Consider the following 23,537-nt stretch of genomic DNA (forward strand, 5'->3'; position numbering starts at 1 on the left):
TTTATTTTCCCATTAGCTCAGCAATAGCTTTGTTTGCTAACTCATCTGCTTTTTCATTACCAATATTACCACTATGACCTTTTACCCAGCCCCAAGATACATTATGTTTGTTTGTCAGAATATCCAGCTCTTGCCAGAGATCTTTATTCTTAACCTCTTTCTTAGCAGCTGTTTTCCAACCATTAGCTTTCCAGTTTGCTAGCCATTGATTAATACCGTTTTGTAGATATTTAGAATCAGTATAGATAGTTATATCACACTTTCTTTTAAGTGCTTGAAGCGTTTTGATTGCTGCCATTAGCTCCATTCTATTATTTGTAGTATTTTTTTCACTACCATATATTTCTTTATCTACACCATTATAACTAAGGATAGCTCCCCAGCCACCAACTCCAGGGTTACCCTTACAAGCACCATCTGTGTAGGCAATAACACTATTTCTCTTTTTGAAAATTTCCATACACTTTCCTAGCACAACCACCACTATAGATTTTAGCTTTTATTGGTTCATTGACAAGTTCACTGACATTCAAAGCATCAACTCTAAAATAATTATCTTTCTTAAAGACTACAACATAATTTTTACTAATTATTCTCTTGAGCATATTTACTATAAAGTTATTAGTGTAGTTTATTAACCTAACTTTTTTACTACTAAAGCCATTCGCTAAAAACCGTGATAATAACCCATATAGACTAATACCACCAAGACATGCTACTATAACCTCACCATCATCTGCCAGGCAGAAATGTAATTGATTAAACAATGCCTTCATCTGCTTTGGACAACTGACAAAGCTCTCATCAAGAATAATAAGATCAAAGTACTTATATTCAAAAGGCCAAGCCTCAATATCAAAAATACATCCCAAAGGTGAATCAACTTTCAAATATCCTGAGCACGCGACAAGTTTTAGGACATTTATCTTATGAAAATAATTACTCTCAGTAGCTGTGATAATAAGAGCTTTTTTATACCATCTTTGACTTAAATACCTGGTTATAACGCGCTCTTTTTTTATCATAACTACTCTACCAATGCTCTCATTCTATCAAAATAATCAGGACAAGTTTTGCTTACAGCCGCTGCATTATTTACTATTACACCTTGGTATTTTAACCCTAAAAGCGCTAAAGACATAGCGATACGATGATCATTATGACTATCAACTTCAGCTGGCTTAAATTTGCTTCTCTCAGGAGATATTAAGATACTATCTTGAGTAGTCTCTACATAGATACCAAGCTTAGTAAGTCCCTCTGCCATAGCTGCGACACGATCTGATTCTTGACCACGTGTATGACTAAGACCTGAGATATATGTATCACCCTTAGCAAAGCAAGCAATAGCTGCAAGTGTCATAAAGGTATCAGAGAAATTACGCATATTAATTTTTATACCATGAAGCTCATCACTACCTATAACCTCTATACCATCATCAAAGTAGTTAACTTGACAACCTATATTCTCAAGTATTTCTAAAAATTTGATATCACCTTGCTTAGACTTTTTAGTAACATGCATAACCTTGATAGTTGAACCTGTAATAGCCGCAAATGCCCAAAAGTACGATGCTGTCGAAACGTCTGGTTCAACAACATAGTTACTAGGTGAGATATATTGAGATTTTTTGGCAATATAGATATTTTCATCAACATCAACCATCACGCCAAACTCTGCCATAACCTTTGTCGTCATCTCTAAATATGGCTGTTTATGATCTGTGATAGAGTTTAATCTCAGGCCATGTTGCATAAAAGGTGCTGCCATCAGCAAACCTGAAGCAAACTGCGAGCTTTTCTCACCATCTACTTCTATACTACCACCACTTAAAGATTTAGCCGCTATCGTCAAAGGCATAGTATGATCCTTTTGGTGGTAGCTTGCTGTCATACCTAACTTTTCAAGTGGTTTTAATTGATCTGCTAAGGGTCTATTCATCATTCTTGGTTTCGCATAAACATAATATTTGCCTATAGGCTGCACTGCTAACATTGGTATTATAAATCTCGTCAAAGTACCTGACTCGTTACAAAATATCTTTGCGTCATGATTATTAAACTTTGCCGCACAACCGTTGATAAGCAGCGATTTAGTTGCTTGATTATGCTCAACTTGACAGCCTAGCTCTTTTAAAGCCGCAACACAAGTTAATACATCAGCACTATTTGGCAAATTCTCAAACTTTGTTTGACCTTGAGCCATAGCTGCGATTATCAGCGATCTATTTGAGATACTCTTTGAGCCATCTAAATATACTTGCTGATTTATCTTTGATTTTATTTGTGGGATAAAATCTTTCATTTATTTAGTTCAAAAAATTACATTGATGTTTATATTAACATAACTAATACTATTTTTTTGAATAATTAATTAACTAAAAAGCTAAAATTTAAGAGCGGTTCTTGATAGCTTTTTTAAGCTTAGCTAGAGCATCCTCTTCAATCTGGCGTATTCTTTCAGCTGAGATATTATATTTAGCGGCTAAATCTTGGAGAGTTGCTTTCTCTTCAAGTAGATAACGTGACATGATAATATCCTTTGTGCGTATATCAAAACTGCTCAAAACACCTTTGACAACCGCTTTGAGGTTATCATAATAATCTTGCTGGACAATTTGGTGCTCAATGTTTGAAGATTTATCTTCTAAATATAAACTTTGCTGCGAAGTTTGCTCACCATCATCATCTGTATATGGTAAATCAAGACTTGCATCGCCCTGACACATTCTTTTTTCCATCTCGATGACAGTCTCTTCTTTGACACTTAACTCTTCGGCTAACTGTTTGATATCCTCCGAGCTTAACCAACCAACTTTACCTTTGCTACTTCTAAGATTAAAAAATAATTTACGCTGTGCTTTTGTAGTAGCAACTTTGACAATTTTCCAGTTTTTAAGGACATAATCATGCATCTCCGCCTTGATCCAGTGAACTGCAAATGATACTAATCTGACACCTTGATCAGGATCAAATTTACTTACAGCTTTCATAAGACCAATATTACCCTCTTGAATAAGATCAGCTATCGAAAGTCCATAGCCTGAAAAGTTTCTCGCTATTTTAGTGACAAAGCGTAAATGTGATAATACAAGTTGCTGTGCAGCATCTAAATCTTTTTTGTATTTATAGCGTTTTGCTAAATTTTGCTCTTGCTCAAGTGATAATACCGGTAAGGTATTAACAAAGTTTAAATACGTACTGAGATTATTATCAGATACAACCGGTAGAGTTTTCGTTTTCGTAGCTGGTAATAATTTTTTGTTGGCCATATGGCTCCTATGGTTAGCTTACACTATTGATAATAGTATGTTTGTTTTAGCTGATTAATCTGAGCTTGTTGCTGCTCTAACGCATAAGCAAATTCTTGGTGCATCTGCATCATCATAGCGTGTAATTGAGCTATTTTTTGATCTTGAATCTTTGTATACTCTTCTAACCTTTTTATTGTATTTTGCTTATGTATGTACTTAGCAAATTTTTCTTGAGCTTGCTTTAGTTTATCTAAGCTTATCCAACCAGTATTACCATTATTTTTATCAACAACTTCACACCAGTTATTTTGCTTACAATAAAAGATATTATAATTATCTTGATTTTTAAGAGTTATTTGACCAAATATTTTAGAATTCTGATCATCTTTAATATAGATATCAACTAACTTGTGTGGGTGATCAGCATGTTGCTTTTGTGCTGGAGATTCTACTGGTTTGCTATCAGACATAGCTAAACTAAAACTTACGCCAAAAGCAAGCATAAAACCTGTTAAAACTAATTTTTTCATTAATACTCCTTTTATTAATTCTTCATTTTAATTATACACTATTTAGTGATTAGCAGCCACAATAATGATTTATAGGATAGGAGTATCTTCTTTAGATATTTGCTTTGGAGGTAAAGATTCTCTATTTAAACCCAGGGCAACAGCCACCACACCAGCAACATATATAGATGAGTATGTACCTACTATAATTCCCAAGATTAGAGCTAACGAGAAGTTATGTACTGAGCTACCACCAAATAGATATAATACAACTACAACCAACATTGTTAGACCAGAAGTCAATATAGTTCTTGATAAAGTATCATTAATACTTCTATTAACTACCTCTACAACACTGGCATTACGCATTTTTCTGAAGTTCTCACGAACTCTGTCATATATCACAACTGTATCATTTAATGAGTAGCCGATCACAGCTAATACCGCTGCTAACACAGTTAAATCAAACTCTAAATGAAACGCCGCAAACACACCTAAAATAACAATTGGATCATGCAAGAGCGCCAAACAAGCACTAATACCAAATTTCATCTCAAATCTAGCACTTATGTATATTAAGATACATACCATAGCTATTATGATCGCTAAGACACCATTACTTGCCAACTCTTTGCCAACTTGTGGACCAATATAGTTAACACTTTGAGCTTTTGCATCTAGCGAGCTTTCAACTTGGTGTTTGAGATATTGTTGCGCATCTTCTAAATTTTTTGCTTTTATATTAACTTCATCAGGCGCAAACTTAATAAGAAAATTATTATTATCACCAAAAGTTGTAATCGTTGTATGCTCAAATCCAGCCGTTGCTAATTTTTTTGTCATTGTCTCAGAGTCTTGTGACTTAGATGTCTGAATTTGTACTTGATAACCACCTGTAAAATCTAAACCAAGATTTAAACCTTTAGTAAAGATAAAAAATAATGACACAACAATCATTATTACAGAAAAAGCAGTTGTATATTTCTTAATTCCTAAAAAATCTATGTTTGTCTTTTGCTTAAAAAATTCCATTATAAACCCAACCTAAAATTATATGCCTATAGAGATTTTTTCTAGTTTCTTTCTCTTACCGTAAACAAAATTTGTCATCGCTCTTGAAACAGTAACAGAAGTAAACATAGATGTGACAATACCTATCATCAATGTGATCGCAAAACCTTTGACTGCGCCGCTACCGATGAAGAAAAGTATTACCGCAACAATCAAAGTTGTAATATTTGAATCTACAATTGTTGTAAACGCCTTCTCATAACCAATATGTATCGCACTTTGGCGTGGCATACCAGCACGAATCTCTTCTCTAATACGCTCAAATATAAGTACATTACCATCTATTGACATACCCAAGTTTAGGACGATACCAGCAATACCCGGTAGTGTCAAAGTAGCACCAGGAATAATAGACATCACTGCTACAATTAAGATTAAGTTCAACACTAACGCAATATTAGCTATAACTCCAAAAACGCGATAATAAACTAAAATAAATACTATAACAGCGATAAGTGCTACCACGATAGATAGAATACCTTTTTCGATATTGTCCTTACCTAGACTAGGACCTATCTGCTGCTCTTGAACTATATGTACAGGAACTTGTAACGCTCCTGATTTAATCATTAAGGCAAGGTTATTTGCTTCTTTTTGATTTAGACCAGTGATTTGGAATTGTGAGCCTAGTGCAGATTGGATTGTAGCAACATTGATTAGCTTCTCTGTTTTAGTAACTACATTCTTCTCTTTATCATCTTTATCTTTGACTTTCTCATAAGTAGTATTAACAAGCATTACACCCATTGGATTACCAATATTCTTGGCTGTAATCTGCCTAAAATGACTTGCTGCACTTCTATCTAGCTCAACCATTACAATCGGTGTCCCCGTCTGGCGATCAATAGATGGACTAGCACTGATAATATCAGCACCACCAGCAACAGCAGCACTTTTTAGGCTATAGTAGCTTTGATAGCCTCTACCATTATCTAAAGCATAAACTTTATAACCCTGCTCTTCAGCTGCTAATCTATCTGCAACAGGACTTACTAAATAGAAACTCGCTGTAGAAGTACCTCCTAAGATTTGCTTAGCTTGGGTAGCATCTTGCAGACCCGGTATTTCGATGACAACACGATTATCACCTGCCTGTGCAACAGATGCCTCGGCCACACCTAAAGCGTTGATGCGATTACGCATAACTGTTACAACCTGAGATATTGCATCTTGCTTGAGCTGGAGAATCTTAGCACTGTTATAAGAAATAAATACTGTGTTATCTTTGTTGGTGTAGATTATATTAGGATCTTGTGTCTTAGTAAAATCAGTATTTAAATACTGCTTAAGCTTATCAATAACTGCTGAAGTTGCTAAAGTTATAGACACAAAACCATTATCAAGGTAATTTTGTGGTGCTTTAATAGTTGATTTTTCTTCAGCTTTTGTTGAGCTTAATATATTTATACCATTATCTTTAGCAGCACTTAGAACTATACTTAAGGAATTATCTAGTTGAGCATCGATAGCTGTTTTTGTGTCAGCTTCTAGCATCAAATACATCCCACCACGTAGGTCTAGTCCTAGATTCATAGGGTTAGCGCCTAATGCTGCTAACCAACTTGGTGAGTTCGAGAGCATATTCATCGCAATAATATAGTCATTACCTAAATTATCTTTTAGTACTTTTTTAGCTTTTAGCTGCTCTTGTACATCTTTAAATGTTATTGCAATATTACTTTTATCATCAGCTGTACTAGCTCTTTGATAGCTAATCTTATTTTCGGATAGTGTTTTCTCAATATTTACCAATAATTGGGTAGTCACATCACCATCTTTTTGCGATATCTGCAAAGCTGGACTTTTACCAAAAATATTAGGCAAAGCATAAAAGATCGCTAATGCTAAGACAATTACGATTAAAAGATTTTTCCACATTGGGAACTGGTTTATAGGTAGACTTCTGTTATTACTCATTGAAAATTCCTTTATATAAAAAGAAAAAATTAAAAAGACTTTGTAGAATAGTTAATTAAGCTTTAGTAGCACCTTTAGGTAAAATATTTGCTACAGCATTCCTTTGGATTTTTATAGTAACATTCTCTGCAACTTCCAAATCAACAAATGTCTCATCTATTTTAGCGATTTTGCCTACCATACCACCATTAGTTACAACCTCATCACCTTTTGATAGTTCAGATAGCATCTTGCGTAACTCTTTGTTTTTCTTTTGCTGAGGTCTAATTAGCAAGAACCAGAATATAGCAAAAAATACCACAAGCATTAAAATTGAGCTTAATGGGCTACCAACACCTTGCTCTGCCTCTTGTGCAAATGAAGTTGATACAAATAATACAATTGCAGATAGTGATAATAATAATTTTTTCATTTTTTCTCCTAAAGATTTTAAATTTTAAACGTAAGAATTTTACCTTAGTAGTAATGCTTTATCAATTAAAGACTAGTAATAAGCTGATAAAAGTACTTCTAACTTTCAGACTTTTTAAAAAAAATAAAAACTCCAATTAGCTTACTCAGTATAAGTACTAAACTTCTTGAGTGCTAGAGCTAATGAAGCTTTTGCCCAATTTAGTGGTGTAATTGGTGAAGCTAAAAAATATTTTTTATCAGCAAATATAACAGTATTTATACTCTCTGGCAGCAGCTCTGCAGCTACAGCATGACCGTCAGCTGCGATAGCTGTTTCACCTGTCATCTGCGCTAGAGCTCTTTTTAGATGCCAAACAATCTTATTAAAAAAGCTAACTTTATCAATTTGCAGTGGATATTTATCATATAAATTCATCATTGCTAAGGCAATCATACTGTCAAAGAACCATTGAGCCTCTGAGTCTCTTAACTGACCTACTGCTCTCTGTATGAATTGCTCTGGGGTTGATGCATCATCAGTTAAACTTTCTTTTTCGATATTTCTATTATCAAGCCAAAAGTTAGCCGCTTGATAACTATCATTTACATAGCGAATTACACCATAATCTCTAATTAAAGCATCTATATATGCTAAACTTTTTTGATATTCTGCAAAATCAAGACCTTCTATAAAGTATGGTGTAAAAATGTGCAACATTGCAGCATCACTTTGACGATAACGAATATCATTAAGATCATAAAGTGGTGACTCTCCACCATAAGCTATTTGATTCTTAACTTTGTTAATTCCCTGCGTATAAAGTAATTCTAAGTCTACTTTTAGCTTAAGATTTTTTTTGCTTAAGCTATCTTTCCAACGCTTAGATGCATTAGCTACTAGGGATATACTACTAGTATTAACTCTATCGATTTCTTCCCAAGCACCAGCATCAGCATATTCACTATAATTTATTGACTTAAAGAAACTAAAAAATCTCTCTAGAAAAATTAATAATTGTGAGTCATTAGTATCTAATATTTGTTTTTGATAGGCATCTTCTAAAGCTAATAAGAATAGTCCATACGCATCAACTTGTTTGTGATTCCAAACCTGTGGCTTACCATTTATGATTACATCATCATAATTAGCACTTGTACTGTCAAAACGAACATGTGGCACAGCCATCTTATCTTCAGCAATTTTTGGATTTTTGATAACAGCTTCAAACCTTTGTTTCTGTTGCGGAGAATCATAATAAGCAAAAAGCTTATTAATCAAGACTTTGGCTTGTCTTTGATTAAATTCACTCAAATAATAATAAACCCATACAGCGTCACGAACCCAAACTGCATCATAATTAGTAGTATCATCATCTATATCTCTTTCAGCCGCTTTGGCAAAACCTGTTTGTGTCAAAGCTATATCAAAAGTCTTGTGAAACTGCTGGAGTATTGCTAACGCTTGTGCTGAAGTGAGTTTTTTACTTAAATAGATTTCTAAAGATTTATTACTATAGTTAACTTTACCACCCTCAGGAATCTCAATACTGTACCAATTATATTCTGAGCTTGCGATAAATTTTTTGATTTGATTTATATTAGACATACTGGCCTCTTTATTATTAGAGTTTTTGAATTATGTACTACGATAACTAAAATTGCTAATACTATGAGCATAACTGGTCCAACTAGCATTGCAGTTTGACGCCCTAATAAATTTCCTAGCATCCCTGATAAAGATGTCCCAAGAGGAATACCAATAGCACCTATTGTTACTAAAAATGACGTTGCTCCACTTGAAACATATGGCAGCTTATCCATAGCATAACCCAGTACAGAAGGATATATACATGAATCACTTAAGCCTAATACAACCATTAAGATCGCAACAAGCATAAACGAATCTATATATATGAATACAAATATAGCAACAGCAAATATTAATCCTGATACTATCAAATAACGTTCAATCCTCACCTTAGGCAACAAGAATTTGCCAAAAAATATTCGCCCTAAAAGTTGTGAACCAGTGTAAATAGCGACTAAAATCCAACATCTTTCATATTAAAACCAAGATCAAAATGCAAATGAGGCTGATTATAATAGTTCATAATTTGCTCGGTATATACTATACAAAATAGTGCTATCGCCATTAAGATTATTGGTTTACGTAAAAATATAAATTTAGTCTTGGTAGTATTTTTGTGCTTATTTATAACACCCTGCTCAACCTTCTCATCTATCTTAAGAGATAATAGAAATACTATAAAAATCACAAACAATATCATAATCATGATAAATACTACCTGCCAACTAGCATAATAAATAATATTCCCAACTATAAAAGCACTAGACAAAAAGCCTAAGCTGAAAAATACATTTAAAAGACTGAGTTTACCCTCTGATTCTCCTTGTTTCTCAACTGTTCCCATTACAATATAATTACAAGAAACTAAAACATAGCCAACCGCCATATTGCAAATAAAAGTCATCGCAGTATATACATAAATATCAGGAGCCAATATAGATAGCATAGAACCAACAATCATTAATATAGCAGCTAATATAAGTGTGTTCTTACCTTTGATTTTTTTGATAATAATACCACCTGTTGCCATTGCTAATATTTGACCCCACAGACCAAAACCATCAAAGAATATAATTGTATTAGAATCAATATTAAAATGCGCTGAAATTGGTACTGTCAACATCCCGTATATTGCACACTGAACCCCCGTAAACAAAAATGCTACAAATGTCAAAAATAGTGCTTTTTTACGATCTAAATCAGTATCAAACAAACTTCTCTTAAGTTGCGCTGATATATCCACACGAGCCATTAAAATCCTTAATTAATATAACTTCTTAGAATCTAGCACAAGATGCACTGATACTAAAGAGTCAGTAATTACATTACTAAGATACTATATTTTTAGATTAATCTGGTCAATTGTGATTTAACAAAAATATATCAAAAGAACAGCAAAACAAAATCTATTTATAATCATTAATCTTTAAATTTGCAGAATAACGACTCATCTTTAAATTTGCAGGATAACGGTTCATCTCTTGATGATAATCATTAACTTTCTTAACATTACGATTATTAAAATAAGCCTGCAAATACAATAAATTCTCAGTATCATTTAAAGAGTAACAACAATTAAATAGTAACATTGATATCAATACTGCCATGAAAACTACAATTTTCTTTTTCATGATTTCTCGCTTTTTATTATTTTTTTATTATTTTAATGATGCATTGTATTATACTATGATACAGTGTAAATAGTGAGTTTTATTCACATTATAATTAGCATAAAATAAAATCATCAATATTTACGATATCAGCAATTCTGCTTAAGTTTGCTAGACTAGCATTATGTACCTCTTGACTCGCAGCGTTACATGCATCTGCTATTACAGTAACTTTATAATCCCGATCATGTAACTCTCTGACAGTAGACTCTACTACATAACTAGTAGAGACACCACAAACAACCACATGTTCAACATTATTTGCTCGTAATATAAGCTCTAGATCTGTACCATATAAAGCACTTACACGATGTTTTGTTATAATTACATCATTATCTTGAATATCGATATCAGGATGAAACTGGGTCGCCCAAGTACTAAGCTCTAAAACTTTATTTTTAGGCGCTAGTTTAAACATTGGTGAAACTTTAGAGCATTCTTGGTAATTTTTACTAAAACCAACACGTACATGAGCTATTTGAATACTATTTGCTCTAGCCCAAGCTATTAACTTGTTTGCTTTTTGTATAGTTTTATCCTCTTTAATTCTTTGAGCATTATGAGCACCGAAAGCGCCTTTTTCATCAACAATTTCATTTATAAAATCAGCAACTATTACAAATGTATTTTCCATTTTACTCTCCAAGTTAAGATTTTCTAATTATCGATAATATACTAGAGATACATATCATTAAGATTCCACACATTTCTAAATAACCAATTGATGTATTATAAAAAACAATATCTAATATTGCCGCAACCACTACTGAAAAATACATCCCTGGTGCAACCAAAGAAGGATCTTTAGTATACTTAAAAGCTTTTACTCTGAATATCTGTGCACTAATGCTAAATACTATTATAGCTATACATATCCATATTATTAAAGGTTGAGTCAATAAATTATTTAAATTAGCTATAGAAGATATATTAAATGGTAAGAATACTAACATTATTAATCCTATAAATGTATATATCCAAAGATTCATAATAAATACATCCTCCTTTTGACTACCATTATGTAATACAACTTGAGAAGCTGCATTTAATATACCAGAAAAAAGAGCAGTCAATGCATATATATTAACTCTATCATCACCATTTCCTAAAATCAGATAAATCCCTAAGAAACTAACTAATATACAAATAAAATTAAAATGACTAATATTTTGCTTAAGAAATATAAAACGTATAACAGGGATAAATAGTGGGCTAGTATTAAATAATAATATTGTGATTAACAATGACCCTTTACTTAAGCTAACAAAAAGGAATATTTGCGCCAAAAAGCAAAATATTACTCTAGCAGATATTGATCTCCAGCCATTGGGAATAATTTTTGTAAAGGAAGAAATACTTACAATCCACCACATTAAGATACTGCCACCAATAAAGCTAATAAACATCGATAAATAAATACCAACACCCGCAACTAAATATTTCATAGCAAAAGATGCAAAGGCAATCAAAGTTGCTGATAATATCATTAAAACTAAACTTATAAAATTATTTATAGAAATCATAGTTTCACCATTTTTTGAAAAATTATGGTGAATAATACAAACATTGCATAATTATGTAAAATGTATTATTCTTACATAAAAAGTAAGTTTTACTTACAGTTGATATGATAAAAAGAAACGACCTACCTCCATTAAATTCGCTACCTGTTTTTATAGCGGTGATGAAAACCAAAAGTTATACCAAGGCAGCAGAGAAACTTTTTATGACTCATTCAGCAGTAAGTCAATCTATCAAAAAATTAGAAATCCACCTCGATAAGAAACTTTTTATAACAGAGAAAAGAAATCTTGTTATCACTAATTTAGCTAGAGAATATTATGCAAAAATTGAACCTTTAATAACTGAAATATATCATTCAACAAAAATTTTCAAAGAACCAAAAACAAAAAAATTAGTTATAAACTGTATGACTACCTTATGTGCAAACTGGCTAATACCAAGATTTGATAGCTTTATAGAAACTTTTGAAAATATAGAGATACAATTAATAACAATAGGAAGGCAAGTTAATTTTGATATTGATGATATAGATTTAAGTATTGAATATGGTACTGAAAGTGATTTTAATAATTTAAGTAAGTATAAGCTCACTGATGGTGAATTAGTTCTAGTATGCAGCAACAATTATAGAGGGAAAACAGTTGCTGAAATAATAGCCCACCAAAATCTAATTTATGTTGATGATAACATTCGTATTAATGATTATAGCAAGTGGCGTAAATACAATAATATAGATAAAAAATATCAGCACAAAAAAGAAATTATCTTTAAAAATTCACTCCAAGCAATCAAAGCTTGTTTATCAGGAATTGGCTTTTTTGTAACGGAAAAACTTTTAATAGAAGAATATATCCAAAATAACCTTTTATATATTTCAAATCAGAAGAAGCCTCCAACAGAAAGATCTTACTACTTACTAGCAAAAAATTCAGAATCAGATTTATTTATAAAAGCAAAACAGCTACTAATTTCATTTTTAGATAGTTAATACTATTCATAATTTGCTAAGAAATCTTCTCTAAACTTTGCAAATCCACCTTCATCCAAAGCTTTGCGAATAGATTTCATAAGGTTTTGATAAAAAGTCAAATTATGAATAGTGTTTAATCTAGAACCTAAAATCTCTTTAGTCTTGTCAAGATGATGTAAGTAACTCTTAGTGAAATTTTTACAAGTATAGCAGCCACAATTTGGATCTAATGGTGAGGTATCATCTTTATACTTAGTGTTTCTAATTTTAATCACGCCCTGTGATGTGAAGATATGGCCATTACGCGCATTTCGTGATGGCATAACACAATCGAACATATCTATACCACGATACACCGCTTCAACTAGATCCTTTGGTGTACCCACTCCCATTAGGTATCTTGGTTTATCTTCAGGCATTTGGTGAGCAGTATAATCGAGTATTCTAATCATATCCTCTTTAGGTTCACCTACAGATAAACCACCAATAGCAAAACCATCAAAATCAATTTCTTTTAACTTAGCTAATGACTCATCACGTAAATGTTCATACATACCACCTTGAATAATACCAAATAACGCCGATGGATTATCACCATGAGCGTCTTTTGATCTTTTTGCCCAACGCATTGAGAGTTCCATAGACTCTTTAGCTTCTTTTTCAGTAGCTGGGTATGGTGTACATTCATCAAAACACATTACAATATCAGAGCCTAAATCTCTTTGTACTTGCATTGATATTTCAGGCGATAAAAATACTTTAGAACCATTAATTGGTGACTTAAATGTTACACCCTCTTCGGTAAGTTTACGCATTTTGCCTAAACTAAATACTTGGAAACCCCCAGAATCTGTCAAGATTGGCTTATCCCAACCATTAAATCCATGCAGCGAGCCATGTTTTTTGATAATTTCTGTTCCTGGGCGTAACCATAAGTGAAATGTATTACCCAAAATAATCTCTGCCCCCATTTCTTTTAGCTCGACAGGAGATAGTGACTTAACAGCACCATACGTACCTACTGGCATAAATGCAGGTGTTTGAATATCGCCGCGAGGAAAACTTATTTTTGCTCTTCTAGCTTTACCTTCTTTCTTAATCAATTCAAACTTCATTACCGTCATAAAAACCAACCTTTTAAAATAAAAATTAACCAATAAGTTTTTTAAGCTATTAATCCTATAATAAAGCAACAAAAATAGCTAGCTAAGATATTGTCTAGATAGTATTATCTTCTATAATAGTTTAAATAATTTTAGAATCGTAAAGGAAGATTATGAACTTTTTAAATTTTAGTATCCTAATATTTGCTTACTTATTAGGCTCTATAAATAGCGCTATTATCGTTTGTTATATATTTAGGTTGCCATCACCTCGGAGTGTTGGTTCTGGTAATCCTGGTACAACAAATGTTCTTAGAATAGGTGGCAAAGTTCCAGCTGCAATTACGCTAATATTTGATATTCTCAAAGGTTTAGCTCCAGTAGTTATCGCAAAAGTCCTAACAGACAATGAGTTTATTACTGCATGTACAGCACTTTATGCAATTCTTGGCCATATTTTTCCGATATTTTTCGGCTTTAAAGGAGGTAAAGGAGTTGCAACACTTATAGGTACACTATTTGGTTTTAGCTGGATATTAGGTTCAATCTTTGTAATCACTTGGTTATGTGTCGCTGTAATTACACGCTATTCATCACTATCAGCTTTAGTAGCTACTGTTATAGCAAGCTTCTCAGTAATATTTACATCAGAATTACAAGTAGCTGTGCCATTTCTTATAATAGCAATAATAATACTTGTAAAGCATAGAGGAAATATCCAAAGACTAATTAGTGGGCAAGAAAGTAAAATTGGTGACAAAGCAAAGGCAAAAAATGATTCAAATTAAAAACTTAAAGAAAGAATATAAAACAAATAACACTAGTAACCTTGTTCTAGATAACATCAATCTAGAAATCAAACAAGGTGAGATATTTGGCATAATTGGTCATAGTGGCGCTGGTAAAAGTTCTCTTTTAAGATGCTTAAATTTACTTGAGCAGCCTACTGACGGATCAATTTTTATAGCTGATGAGAATATCACTAAGAAAAACTCAAAACAGCTGCGTGAATTTCGTAAAAAAGTAGCGATGATATTTCAACATTTTAATCTACTATCATCACGCAATGTTTTTGAGAATATTGCTCTACCACTTGAGATCCAAGGTATACCAAAGGCCGAGATCAAGAAAAGAGTTTTTGAGCTTTTAGAACTAGTTGAGCTACCAAATAAAGCAAATGCATATCCAACAGAGCTCAGTGGTGGTCAAAAGCAAAAAGTAGCTATAGCTAGAGCACTTGCTTTAAATCCGCTTGTATTACTATCTGATGAGGCAACATCTGCGTTAGATCCAACTTCTACCAAACAAATCCTTGCTCTACTTAAAAGACTAAACAAAGAGCTTGGTTTAACAATAGTTTTAATTACTCATGAGATGGATGTAGTCAGAAAAATTTGTGATCGTGTTGCGATTATTGATAAAGGTAGAATTGCAGAAATGGGCAAAACTTTAGATGTTTTCCTAAATCCTCAAGCACCTGTTACTAGATCATTTGTTGAGACAAGTATTCATACAAAAGTTCCTGACTTTATTGCCAAAAAACTTCATGATAATCCTTATAGTTATGATAATACTTATCCTGTAGTACAACTAACCTTTTATGGTGATAAAGGTAAAATGCCAATTATTGCTGAGATTTCTCGCCAGTTTAATGCCACAGCAAGTATTATCCAAGCTAATATTGAGACTATCCAAGATCAAATTGTTGGGATTGCAATTTGTCATATTACAGGTGAACGCCAAGACTGGGAAAATGCGCTAAAATTTCTTTCAAATCAAGATGTTAATTTAAAGGTGCTAGGTTATGCAACAGCAGACAATATTTAGTTTACATGAGCTTAGCCAGATAGCTCAATCAACTTGGGAAACTATTTTTATGGTTTTCATTGCCACTTTAGTAGCTGTAATCGGTGGCATATTATTAGGTATTTTGCTCTATATCACTCAAGATAGTAAAAATGTACTTGTTAAAGGCTTTAATAAAACTTTTAGTGTCATTATAAATATTACTAGAAGTATCCCGTATATTATTCTGCTGATTTTACTATATCCTTTAACCAGATTAATTGTGGGAACAACAATAGGCACTACTGCTTCGATAGTACCTCTTGCTATAGCAGCCCTACCATTCTATGCGCGCTTGACAGAATCAGCTCTACGCGAGGTTGATAATGGGCTTATTGAGGCAGCAAAAGCAATGGGAGCAACTAAAAGTCAGATAATATTCAAAGTACTATTACCAGAATCAAAAAACCTCTTGATAGATGCTGCTACTTTGACATGTATTTCACTAATTGGTTTCTCTGCTATGGCTGGTATTGTCGGTGGTGGTGGTCTTGGTGATTTGACCTATTTTAAAGGTTATAACTACGGTAATTATACGCTACTATTAGGTGGTGTAATTATGCTAGTTATACTTGTGCAACTAACACAATCTTTTGGTAATTACCTTGTTTTAGCCAAAAAACTAACTTCACTTTGGATTATCACCGCTATTTTACTAGTTGCTAGCGCTACTCAATTGTATCTAAATGCTGCAGCTACAGTTAGCTCTAATGAAATAACTGTAGGCTATATCACAAGTCCACCACAAGACAAGATTATGCAGCTTACTAAAAAAATAGCTAAAGAAAAGTATAATCTCGATGTAAATTTAGTAACTTTTGGTGATTATAATATCCCTAACAGAGCTCTTAATGATGGTGAACTGCAAGCAAATGTATTTCAACATATTCCATTTCTAGAGAATCAAATCAAACAGTTCGGCTATAAGCTAACTTATATCGGTAAAACTTTCTTATATCCAATGGGGGTTTTCTCAAAGAAATATAATAACATTAAAGAAATTCCGGTTGGAGCAACTGTCGCGATTCCTAATGATCCTACAAATCAAGGTAGAGCTTTGATGATCCTCCAAGATGCCGGTTTAATCAAGCTAAAGGATGGCATCACATGGGAAGCAACTCCTGATAGCATAACTAGCAACCCTAATAATCTAAAAATAGTAGCTCTACAAGCAGATCAGATACCTAACAACTTAGGTGATGTCGATATCGGCGTAGTTAACAATGACTACATCCCTAAAGCTGGCCTAAGCTTAAAAGATGCTCTTTTTGTTGAGCCTAAAGATTCTCCATTTGCGAATGTAATTGCTGTTCAAGATTCTCAAAAAGATAACCCTAAGCTTAAAGAATATGTCAAAGCATTCAACACTAATCAAGTTAAGAAATTAGCTGAAAAACTTTATCCAAATGATGCTGCTATACCAGCTTGGTAACATTTATTGATTTATTATTTTATAATCTTGTAATTATATGCTTTACATTACTCAAACTTATAAGCATTGTCTTATTCTCGCTGATAATGCTTAAAACTGTTGAATTAATATTTATTGTCATTCTCACGCAGTTGGGAAACTTTTAAATAGTATAGAGATCTCCGTGTCAAGCACGAAGATGACTGTGTTTTTTTAGGTTTGAACAAATATTAAATCAACAGTCTCTGCTTGTATCTTGCCCTTTATTATATGGTTAGAATTTTACGTAAACGCAACTATCAAATGATTTACAAATCTATGCAAAATAGTAAACTCAATAGTTTTTAGCGCAATCATAATAATTATCTTTCAAATTGTAGATTATATCCTTTAATTATTCTCTTTAAGCAGATAAAAATATAAAATATTTAATAATACAACCATAAAATTTATAAGGTGAAAATTATGCAACACTCATCAGGATTTTTAAAATTAGTAAATGATGCAAAATCTAGAATACAAGAGTGTACTGTTGATGATATTCAAAAAATGAATGAGACAGAAACACTTGATGGCTTACTTATAGATACTCGTGAAGAATCAGAAGTAGCTAATGGGTATATCCCAAATGCCATTCATCTAAGTAAAGGGCTAATTGAATGTCGCATTGAGCAGCTAGTACCTAATAAAAACCAAAAAATGTATTTTTATTGTGGTGGTGGCTTTAGATCTGCTTTGGTTACTGACCTATTACAGAAAATGGGCTATAAGAATGTTATTTCCGTTGATGGTGGTTGGAGAGCATGGAATGCAAATGGCTATCCTATTCAAAAACCAAAAGATTTTATACCAACGCAATATATAAACCTAATTAATGAAGCTAAGCATCAAGTCCCTGAAATCTCAGCGGAGACCCTTTATAGCATGTATGAAAATAATAACCTTGATGGTATTGTTATTGATGTTAGAGAAGATTCTGAATTTGCTCAGTTCCATATTCCAGGAGCTACACACTTAAGCAAAGGACAAATTGAAGTTAAAATTGAAAACCTTATTCCAAATAAAGAGCAAAAAATTTATCTTTATTGTGGCTCCGGCTACAGATCATTACTAGCTGGCTTTAATTTGCAAAAAATGGGTTATAAGAATGTTTATTCTATGAGTGGAGGAATCAAAGAAGGTTGGCTAGCTAATAACTATCCAATTTCTCAAGATTAAGAAGGAGAAAAAAATGTCATTTCGTATAGGTCATGGTTATGATGTCCATAAATTTACCTCAGCAAAGCAGAATATTGTTATTGGCGGAATAGAGATTGCTTACCACCTAGGCCTTGAAGCACATTCTGATGGCGATGTCCTAATACATGCTCTCTGTGACGCGATTCTTGGTGCTTTAGGACTAGGTGATATCGGTAAACATTTCCCTGATACCGATAGTCAATACAAAAATACTGATAGTAAATTTTTCTTAACTGAAATAAAAAAAATGCTTGATGAAAAACAATATTCCATAAGCAATATTGATTGTACTATAATTGCTCAAGCACCTAAGATGCTGCCACATATTGAAAAAATGAAAGCATGCTTAGCAAATATTCTTGAAATACAAATCAGCCAAATAAATATTAAGGCAACTACAACTGAAAGATTAGGGTTTATTGGTAGAGAAGAAGGTATTGCAACCCACGCTGTTTGTTTGTTGTACAGATAAATAGTTATTTTTTTGTACACTCTTCAAGATAATTTGCTACTTCTTCAAGTTCAGCTTGACAGCAGAAAATTGCTATATCGTTACTTTCTAGCTTTTCAACTAAATACTTAACACCTTCAAGTTCACCATGAGAAATATATGTTTTAGAAATATCATAACCTTTATCTGCTAAATCCTTACGAATTAATAATGGTAGCTCCAAAGGCTTAGCACCACGCAAATATTTTTCTGTCTCTTTTATAACGATAAAGTCCAAATTATGTTTAAGAACTATATCATTAATGCCAGAGATTAAATACTTACGATCACCAGTTGTACCGACCATTAAATATTTCTTACCACCCTTATCATAAGCCTTTACCATGCTTAAGAGAGCTTCCATTCCAGCTTCATTGTGAGCATAATCAAGTACAGCAACTTTATTATCCCACTCAAAAACATTAGCTCGACCTCTATTAACTTTTGGATCATTCGAATAGCTTCTAAGCGCTTTTTCTATAACATCAAAACTAATACCTAACTTAAATGATAAAGCTATAGCTATCATAGCATTTTCAATATTATGTTTAGCAAAGCCTTTAACAGTTAATGGTGCTTCTATAATTGGTAATATTACTTTTTTAGAATTCGCTTCAACCCAGACAAAATTACCGTCTTCGACTATACAAGCATAATCTGCTTTTGATAAATAATAGTCCATATCGTGCTGTTGTGGATTCTGAGTAACTACTATTTTTGCGCAGCTAAGTTTATCAAATCTTTGTTTCATATATGAGTTATCAAGATTAATAACAGCATGTGATCCCTCACCTAAAGCACGAAAAACTATTGATTTAGCTTCGGCAAGCTCCGCAACTGTCTCAATACCATCCTCACCTAAATGGTCTGCTGACACATTTGTCACTGCTGCAGCATTTACATAGGTTTCTATCAAACCTCTTTTTAGTAGGCCGCCTCGCGCAGATTCTAAAAGCGCTACTTCAACTTTCTTATTTGTAAGAACAAATTGATGACCAGTTGGACCTGAATAATCACCCTCATCAATTAGCTCATCATTTACTTTTACCCAATCTGTAGAGGTATATCCTGTAAGTTTACCTGCTACACGACAAATATAATCTGTAAGTCTAATTGTAGTAGTCTTACCATTTGTACCTGTAACAATAACTGCTGGAATATCATAAATATCCTGCCACGGGATATTATCTATCGAGCCATTATCTAAATCAAACTCATAGCAGCCTCTACCAGAACCAATAAAAGCTTTATTCTTATCTCTAAAGGCATTAAAACCCTTAGATTTAGCTAGCTCATAAAGCTCACGATACCTAAGGTTTTTATCCTCATCTATCAATGGAATAAGCTTATGCTTTGCCTCTTCAATAGTTTTAAAAACACCAGTTTCAAAACCCTCTCGAGTGGATAACCAGATAAAATCAATAACGTCACAAGCAGGCATAGTTATGTCTACAGGAGCTGTCATTGCAAATCTAACCCCATTATTAAAAAATTTATGAGTGATTTTAATATCTTGCCAATCGAGAGCTAATAAAATTCTATTAGCTTCTTGATAAAAAATTTTTGTCAGCTCATCTCTATTCTCTACTAAAGGTACATCTAATACTGTTCCAGTTTCTTTAAAGAACAAATTAGGACCAACAAGTCTACGTGAATAACCCTCAGGAATCATACAAGTCTCCTTCTAAAAAAGACTATTAATCATTATCTTCTTCATGATACACCACTCTAACACCACTATCATCTGAAATTATCCCAGCTTTTATCACTTGTGATATTTCTTCTGATAAACTAGGGTCTTGAGCTATTACAGAAGCAGAAAACATTTCTTGTTTTTCAAGTTTTTGTTTTTCAAGTTTTTTATATTTACTATCGAACTCTTGGTCCTTGTTGAAGTATATAATCTGCTTCCAAGTTCTTTTTAGCTTGTCAGCAAATATTACTACTAAGTCACCTTCTTCTGCCATAGATAATGCCGCATCTACAGCTTCTTTTTCACTTTCTATAGTTTCAATATTAACCGCAGATATACCTGCTTCAATTAATGCTTCTTTTAATATTCTCGGTACCTCATCTGGAGCTCTACCCCTTGTATCATCATCACACTTACAAATAAAGTAATCGTAATAAGGCGCTGCAGTTTTTGCTAATTCGACAATATCTTCATCTCTTCTATCTCCTGGAGAAGCTAAGACACATATTTTTCTACCAGCAAATTCCATATTACTAATCATCTGACTAACTAGCTTGATAGCAGCTGGATTGTGGCCATAATCCATTAGTACTTTGAACGGATGTTCTTCAAACCAGTTCATACGTCCTGGAGCTTGGTAGAATGATGTTACGAAAGTTCTTAAGCCATCTCGCATATCATCTAAGCTCATTCCCATACTGTAGCATATAGCTAAAGCAAACATCGAATTTTGAACATTATGGATAGCTTTACCTTCCATAGTCGCTGGAATTAGGTGTGTCCATAATACCGGTATGTGTATATGATTATCAAAGATTGTAATCATATCTCCATTTACACCCTTTTCAATAATACATGCTTTACCACCAGCACGGATATGTTGCTTAACTAAAGCATGTTCTGGATTCATTGTCACATAGAAAATATGCTTAGCTGTAACCTTAGCTGACATTTTCAGTACATTAGGGTCATCAGCATTTAAAACAGCTACATCTTTTGCAGCCTCAACAACTATACTTTTTACTTTAGCTAAATCTTCTAAGGTATTAATACCTTTCAAACCTAGATGATCAGCAGAAATATTTAAGCAAGCTCCGATATTACAATAGTCATAACCTAAACCACTTCTTAATAGGCCACCTCTTGCTGTCTCTAGAATAGCCATTTCTACAGATGGATCTTTTAAAACCATTTGTGCTGAAGCTGGTCCAGTAGTATCACCTGCTACTGTAAGTTTACCGTTGATATAAACACCATCAGTAGTTGTCAAACCAACAACTTTACCAGCATTTTTCCACATATGCGCTACCATACGTGAAGTTGTAGTTTTACCGTTTGTACCTGTGATTGCAGCGATAGGGATTCTAGCATTGCCATACTCTCTAGGTATAAGCATATCAATAACAGCACCAGCAACATCTCTTGGCTTACCTTCACTTGGAGCTACATGCATTCTAAATCCTGGAGCAGCATTACATTCACAAATTGCTCCACCAATATCGTGATACGATTGTGAGATATCATCAATAAGAAAATCTACACCACCAACATCTAGACCGATTGCCTTAATAGTTCTCTCAGCCATGTCTCTGTTATCTGGATGAACAATATCTGTCACATCTATAGCAGTACCACCAGTTGATAAATTAGCTGTAGACCTTAGGTAAAATACCTCACCCACATTAAGAACAGTATTTTCATTGTAACCAGCTGCTCTTAATAATGTTCTTGCTTGGTAATCTAACTCTAATTTTGTTAGCACTTTCTCATGTCCAATACCTCTACGCGGGTCCTCGTTGACTATATCCACTAATTCTGCGATTGTGTGCTTACCATCACCAACGACATGCCCAGGCACCCTCTTTGCAACTGCTACAAGCTTACCATCAACAACAAGCATTCTATGGTCAAAACCTGTTATGTATTGTTCTAATAAGACATAACGTGAAACTTTATTAGCCTCAACAAATGCTTCTTTTATTTCTTCCATTGTTTTAAGGTTTATCGAAATACCTCTACCGTGATTACCATCTAATGGCTTAACAACTAAAGGAAAACCTAAGATTTTAGCTGCTCTTAAAGCACCTTCTTCTGTTGTAACCATTCTTTGTTTTGGTACAGGCAAACCTAAGCTACTTAATATTTTATTAGTTTGTTCTTTATCACATGATAAATCAACAGCAATACTAGTTGTTTTACCAGTAATTGTTGCCCTAATTCTTTGTTGATATTTACCATAACCAAACTGAACTAAAGATTGATCATTTAAACGAATGTATGGAATATCTCTTTTCTTCGCTGCTTCTACCAATGAAGCTGTACTAGGTCCAAACTCTTTACTTTGAGCAAATTTTATAAATCTAACTTTTTCATACTCAAAATCAAACTCTTCATTTGTGGATTCTACTTGCTTTTTAAGTTTCTCAGGCAATAAAGATATCAATAAGTCTCTAGCTAATTCCATAGCTCTTAGTCCGACATCCTTTTGCTTGTACTCATAAACCATATTGTAGTGGCCTACTTCACCAGTTGATCTAGTACGACCAAATGTTACATCACTACCAGCCATACTTTGAAGCTCTAAAATCACATGCTCCCAAATATGCCCCATCCAAGTGCCCTCATCCTCTCTTAATCTACGGATGAAACCGCCTTTTTCTCTATAAGAACAACCATGCTCTTCTAACCCTGGCAAGTTTTCTACAAGTCGATTTATAAACTCGTCACCAATTTTTGCAGAAGACCAATTCTCTAGTATACCTAGATCGATTACATGTCTTATAACAGGAAAATTAGCATAAATATTAGGTCCCACATAAACATTAGTAGATAGTATTTTCATTAAAGGCTCCTTAGATAT

The 23,537-nt window shown here is 33.3% G+C and carries 23 protein-coding genes and 1 pseudogene; 7 read left to right on the plus strand and 17 right to left on the minus strand.

Features of this window, described 5'->3' with window-relative positions; genetic code table 11:
• Position 1 precedes the first annotated feature (1 nt).
• From rnhA to CGC45_RS05670, 14 genes are all read right to left on the minus strand, one after another.
• Positions 2-460, minus strand: a complete 459-nt coding sequence (gene rnhA / locus CGC45_RS05610) for a ribonuclease HI (RefSeq protein ID WP_071629353.1) — start codon at positions 458-460, stop codon at positions 2-4.
• Complete coding sequence (locus CGC45_RS05615; RefSeq protein WP_071629354.1) at positions 435-1,025, minus strand: class I SAM-dependent methyltransferase; 591 nt, start codon at positions 1,023-1,025, stop codon at positions 435-437. The genes rnhA and CGC45_RS05615 overlap by 26 nt, the downstream gene beginning before the upstream one ends.
• A gap of 2 nt (positions 1,026-1,027) precedes the next feature.
• A complete protein-coding gene (aroA, locus tag CGC45_RS05620; protein ID WP_071629355.1) occupies positions 1,028-2,305 on the minus strand; it encodes a 3-phosphoshikimate 1-carboxyvinyltransferase in 1,278 nt (425 codons plus the stop codon).
• An 88-nt stretch (positions 2,306-2,393) separates the two neighbouring features.
• The gene (gene rpoH, locus CGC45_RS05625; RefSeq protein WP_071629356.1) at positions 2,394-3,272 is read right to left on the minus strand and encodes an RNA polymerase sigma factor RpoH; all 879 of its coding nucleotides are present in this window, start codon (positions 3,270-3,272) and stop codon (positions 2,394-2,396) included.
• A gap of 23 nt (positions 3,273-3,295) precedes the next feature.
• Positions 3,296-3,784 carry an SH3 domain-containing protein gene (locus CGC45_RS05630; protein ID WP_071629357.1) on the minus strand — a complete coding sequence of 163 codons (489 nt, stop codon included), beginning with the start codon at positions 3,782-3,784 and terminating at the stop codon, positions 3,296-3,298.
• Between the two features lie 69 nt (positions 3,785-3,853).
• On the minus strand, positions 3,854-4,795 hold the full coding sequence (gene secF / locus CGC45_RS05635; protein WP_071629358.1) for a protein translocase subunit SecF: 942 nt from the start codon (positions 4,793-4,795) through the stop codon (positions 3,854-3,856).
• Positions 4,796-4,813: 18 nt separating this feature from the next.
• Positions 4,814-6,751 (minus strand): protein translocase subunit SecD, encoded by a 1,938-nt coding sequence (gene secD / locus CGC45_RS05640; protein WP_071629359.1) that lies wholly within the window; start codon positions 6,749-6,751, stop codon positions 4,814-4,816.
• 55 nt (positions 6,752-6,806) lie between these two features.
• Positions 6,807-7,163 carry a preprotein translocase subunit YajC gene (yajC, locus tag CGC45_RS05645; RefSeq protein ID WP_071629360.1) on the minus strand — a complete coding sequence of 119 codons (357 nt, stop codon included), beginning with the start codon at positions 7,161-7,163 and terminating at the stop codon, positions 6,807-6,809.
• Positions 7,164-7,304: 141 nt separating this feature from the next.
• Positions 7,305-8,750, minus strand: a complete 1,446-nt coding sequence (locus tag CGC45_RS05650) for a hypothetical protein (protein ID WP_071629361.1) — start codon at positions 8,748-8,750, stop codon at positions 7,305-7,307.
• Complete coding sequence (locus tag CGC45_RS09355; protein WP_335583390.1) at positions 8,738-9,133, minus strand: hypothetical protein; 396 nt, start codon at positions 9,131-9,133, stop codon at positions 8,738-8,740. The genes CGC45_RS05650 and CGC45_RS09355 overlap by 13 nt, the downstream gene beginning before the upstream one ends.
• A gap of 53 nt (positions 9,134-9,186) precedes the next feature.
• The gene (locus CGC45_RS09360) at positions 9,187-9,984 is read right to left on the minus strand and encodes an MFS transporter (protein WP_232310086.1); all 798 of its coding nucleotides are present in this window, start codon (positions 9,982-9,984) and stop codon (positions 9,187-9,189) included.
• Positions 9,985-10,138: 154 nt separating this feature from the next.
• The gene (locus CGC45_RS05660) at positions 10,139-10,363 is read right to left on the minus strand and encodes a hypothetical protein (protein WP_071629362.1); all 225 of its coding nucleotides are present in this window, start codon (positions 10,361-10,363) and stop codon (positions 10,139-10,141) included.
• A gap of 94 nt (positions 10,364-10,457) precedes the next feature.
• Positions 10,458-11,036 carry a cysteine hydrolase family protein gene (locus CGC45_RS05665; protein ID WP_071629363.1) on the minus strand — a complete coding sequence of 193 codons (579 nt, stop codon included), beginning with the start codon at positions 11,034-11,036 and terminating at the stop codon, positions 10,458-10,460.
• A 13-nt stretch (positions 11,037-11,049) separates the two neighbouring features.
• Positions 11,050-11,925: a DMT family transporter gene (locus tag CGC45_RS05670; protein ID WP_071629364.1), complete on the minus strand. Its 876-nt coding sequence runs from the start codon at positions 11,923-11,925 to the stop codon at positions 11,050-11,052.
• A 104-nt stretch (positions 11,926-12,029) separates the two neighbouring features.
• Between CGC45_RS05670 and CGC45_RS05675 the strand changes: the two genes are divergently transcribed.
• Positions 12,030-12,914 carry a LysR family transcriptional regulator gene (locus CGC45_RS05675; protein WP_071629365.1) on the plus strand — a complete coding sequence of 295 codons (885 nt, stop codon included), beginning with the start codon at positions 12,030-12,032 and terminating at the stop codon, positions 12,912-12,914.
• Positions 12,915-12,916: 2 nt separating this feature from the next.
• Here the strand turns inward: CGC45_RS05675 and tgt are convergent, their stop codons facing one another.
• A complete protein-coding gene (gene tgt, locus CGC45_RS05680; protein ID WP_071629366.1) occupies positions 12,917-14,020 on the minus strand; it encodes a tRNA guanosine(34) transglycosylase Tgt in 1,104 nt (367 codons plus the stop codon).
• 152 nt (positions 14,021-14,172) lie between these two features.
• Here tgt and plsY point away from each other — a divergent pair, with 152 nt between their 5' ends.
• The 6 genes and pseudogenes from plsY (at position 14,173) to ispF (ending at position 18,966) form a co-directional block, all read left to right on the plus strand.
• The gene (gene plsY / locus CGC45_RS05685) at positions 14,173-14,787 is read left to right on the plus strand and encodes a glycerol-3-phosphate 1-O-acyltransferase PlsY (RefSeq protein ID WP_071629367.1); all 615 of its coding nucleotides are present in this window, start codon (positions 14,173-14,175) and stop codon (positions 14,785-14,787) included.
• On the plus strand, positions 14,774-15,826 hold the full coding sequence (locus CGC45_RS05690; protein WP_071629368.1) for a methionine ABC transporter ATP-binding protein: 1,053 nt from the start codon (positions 14,774-14,776) through the stop codon (positions 15,824-15,826). The genes plsY and CGC45_RS05690 overlap by 14 nt, the downstream gene beginning before the upstream one ends.
• Positions 15,804-17,276, plus strand: a complete 1,473-nt coding sequence (locus CGC45_RS05695; RefSeq protein WP_071629369.1) for a MetQ/NlpA family ABC transporter substrate-binding protein — start codon at positions 15,804-15,806, stop codon at positions 17,274-17,276. The genes CGC45_RS05690 and CGC45_RS05695 overlap by 23 nt, the downstream gene beginning before the upstream one ends.
• Before the next feature lie 224 nt (positions 17,277-17,500).
• Positions 17,501-17,649: pseudogene (locus tag CGC45_RS09535) on the plus strand (amino acid transporter); the annotation flags it as partial.
• A 71-nt stretch (positions 17,650-17,720) separates the two neighbouring features.
• Entirely contained in the window at positions 17,721-18,473 is a 753-nt protein-coding gene (locus tag CGC45_RS05705; protein WP_071629370.1) for a rhodanese-like domain-containing protein, read from the plus strand.
• A gap of 13 nt (positions 18,474-18,486) precedes the next feature.
• The gene (gene ispF, locus CGC45_RS05710; protein WP_071629371.1) at positions 18,487-18,966 is read left to right on the plus strand and encodes a 2-C-methyl-D-erythritol 2,4-cyclodiphosphate synthase; all 480 of its coding nucleotides are present in this window, start codon (positions 18,487-18,489) and stop codon (positions 18,964-18,966) included.
• Between the two features lie 4 nt (positions 18,967-18,970).
• On the opposite strand, the gene CGC45_RS05715 is transcribed toward ispF, so the two are convergent.
• Positions 18,971-20,656 (minus strand): Mur ligase family protein, encoded by a 1,686-nt coding sequence (locus CGC45_RS05715; protein ID WP_071629372.1) that lies wholly within the window; start codon positions 20,654-20,656, stop codon positions 18,971-18,973.
• Positions 20,657-20,681: 25 nt separating this feature from the next.
• Positions 20,682-23,519, minus strand: coding sequence for a cyanophycin synthetase (gene cphA, locus CGC45_RS05720; protein WP_071629373.1), 2,838 nt, complete (start codon positions 23,517-23,519; stop codon positions 20,682-20,684).
• Between the last annotated feature and the right edge of the window lie 18 nt (positions 23,520-23,537).

Origin of the sequence: Francisella opportunistica (assembly GCF_003347135.1) — a bacterium.
Taxonomy (GTDB): Bacteria; Pseudomonadota; Gammaproteobacteria; order Francisellales; family Francisellaceae; genus Francisella; species Francisella opportunistica.

What these genes read in the sequence shown, in the direction of transcription:
- plsY (WP_071629367.1), top strand. Translation starts at nt 14,173, where the DNA reads ATGAACTTTTTAAATTTTAGTATCCTAATATTTGCTTACTTATTAGGC.
- CGC45_RS05705 (WP_071629370.1), top strand. Translation starts at nt 17,721, where the DNA reads ATGCAACACTCATCAGGATTTTTAAAATTAGTAAATGATGCAAAATCT.
- CGC45_RS05715 (WP_071629372.1), bottom strand. Translation starts at nt 20,656, where the DNA reads ATGATTCCTGAGGGTTATTCACGTAGACTTGTTGGTCCTAATTTGTTC.
- CGC45_RS05695 (WP_071629369.1), top strand. Translation starts at nt 15,804, where the DNA reads ATGCAACAGCAGACAATATTTAGTTTACATGAGCTTAGCCAGATAGCT.
- ispF (WP_071629371.1), top strand. Translation starts at nt 18,487, where the DNA reads ATGTCATTTCGTATAGGTCATGGTTATGATGTCCATAAATTTACCTCA.
- CGC45_RS05650 (WP_071629361.1), bottom strand. Translation starts at nt 8,750, where the DNA reads ATGTCTAATATAAATCAAATCAAAAAATTTATCGCAAGCTCAGAATAT.
- secF (WP_071629358.1), bottom strand. Translation starts at nt 4,795, where the DNA reads ATGGAATTTTTTAAGCAAAAGACAAACATAGATTTTTTAGGAATTAAG.
- CGC45_RS05615 (WP_071629354.1), bottom strand. Translation starts at nt 1,025, where the DNA reads ATGATAAAAAAAGAGCGCGTTATAACCAGGTATTTAAGTCAAAGATGG.
- CGC45_RS05665 (WP_071629363.1), bottom strand. Translation starts at nt 11,036, where the DNA reads ATGGAAAATACATTTGTAATAGTTGCTGATTTTATAAATGAAATTGTT.
- CGC45_RS05660 (WP_071629362.1), bottom strand. Translation starts at nt 10,363, where the DNA reads ATGAAAAAGAAAATTGTAGTTTTCATGGCAGTATTGATATCAATGTTA.
- CGC45_RS09360 (WP_232310086.1), bottom strand. Translation starts at nt 9,984, where the DNA reads ATGGCTCGTGTGGATATATCAGCGCAACTTAAGAGAAGTTTGTTTGAT.
- CGC45_RS05630 (WP_071629357.1), bottom strand. Translation starts at nt 3,784, where the DNA reads ATGAAAAAATTAGTTTTAACAGGTTTTATGCTTGCTTTTGGCGTAAGT.
- rnhA (WP_071629353.1), bottom strand. Translation starts at nt 460, where the DNA reads ATGGAAATTTTCAAAAAGAGAAATAGTGTTATTGCCTACACAGATGGT.
- secD (WP_071629359.1), bottom strand. Translation starts at nt 6,751, where the DNA reads ATGAGTAATAACAGAAGTCTACCTATAAACCAGTTCCCAATGTGGAAA.
- CGC45_RS05670 (WP_071629364.1), bottom strand. Translation starts at nt 11,925, where the DNA reads ATGATTTCTATAAATAATTTTATAAGTTTAGTTTTAATGATATTATCA.
- rpoH (WP_071629356.1), bottom strand. Translation starts at nt 3,272, where the DNA reads ATGGCCAACAAAAAATTATTACCAGCTACGAAAACGAAAACTCTACCG.
- tgt (WP_071629366.1), bottom strand. Translation starts at nt 14,020, where the DNA reads ATGACGGTAATGAAGTTTGAATTGATTAAGAAAGAAGGTAAAGCTAGA.
- CGC45_RS05675 (WP_071629365.1), top strand. Translation starts at nt 12,030, where the DNA reads ATGATAAAAAGAAACGACCTACCTCCATTAAATTCGCTACCTGTTTTT.
- CGC45_RS05690 (WP_071629368.1), top strand. Translation starts at nt 14,774, where the DNA reads ATGATTCAAATTAAAAACTTAAAGAAAGAATATAAAACAAATAACACT.
- yajC (WP_071629360.1), bottom strand. Translation starts at nt 7,163, where the DNA reads ATGAAAAAATTATTATTATCACTATCTGCAATTGTATTATTTGTATCA.
- cphA (WP_071629373.1), bottom strand. Translation starts at nt 23,519, where the DNA reads ATGAAAATACTATCTACTAATGTTTATGTGGGACCTAATATTTATGCT.
- aroA (WP_071629355.1), bottom strand. Translation starts at nt 2,305, where the DNA reads ATGAAAGATTTTATCCCACAAATAAAATCAAAGATAAATCAGCAAGTA.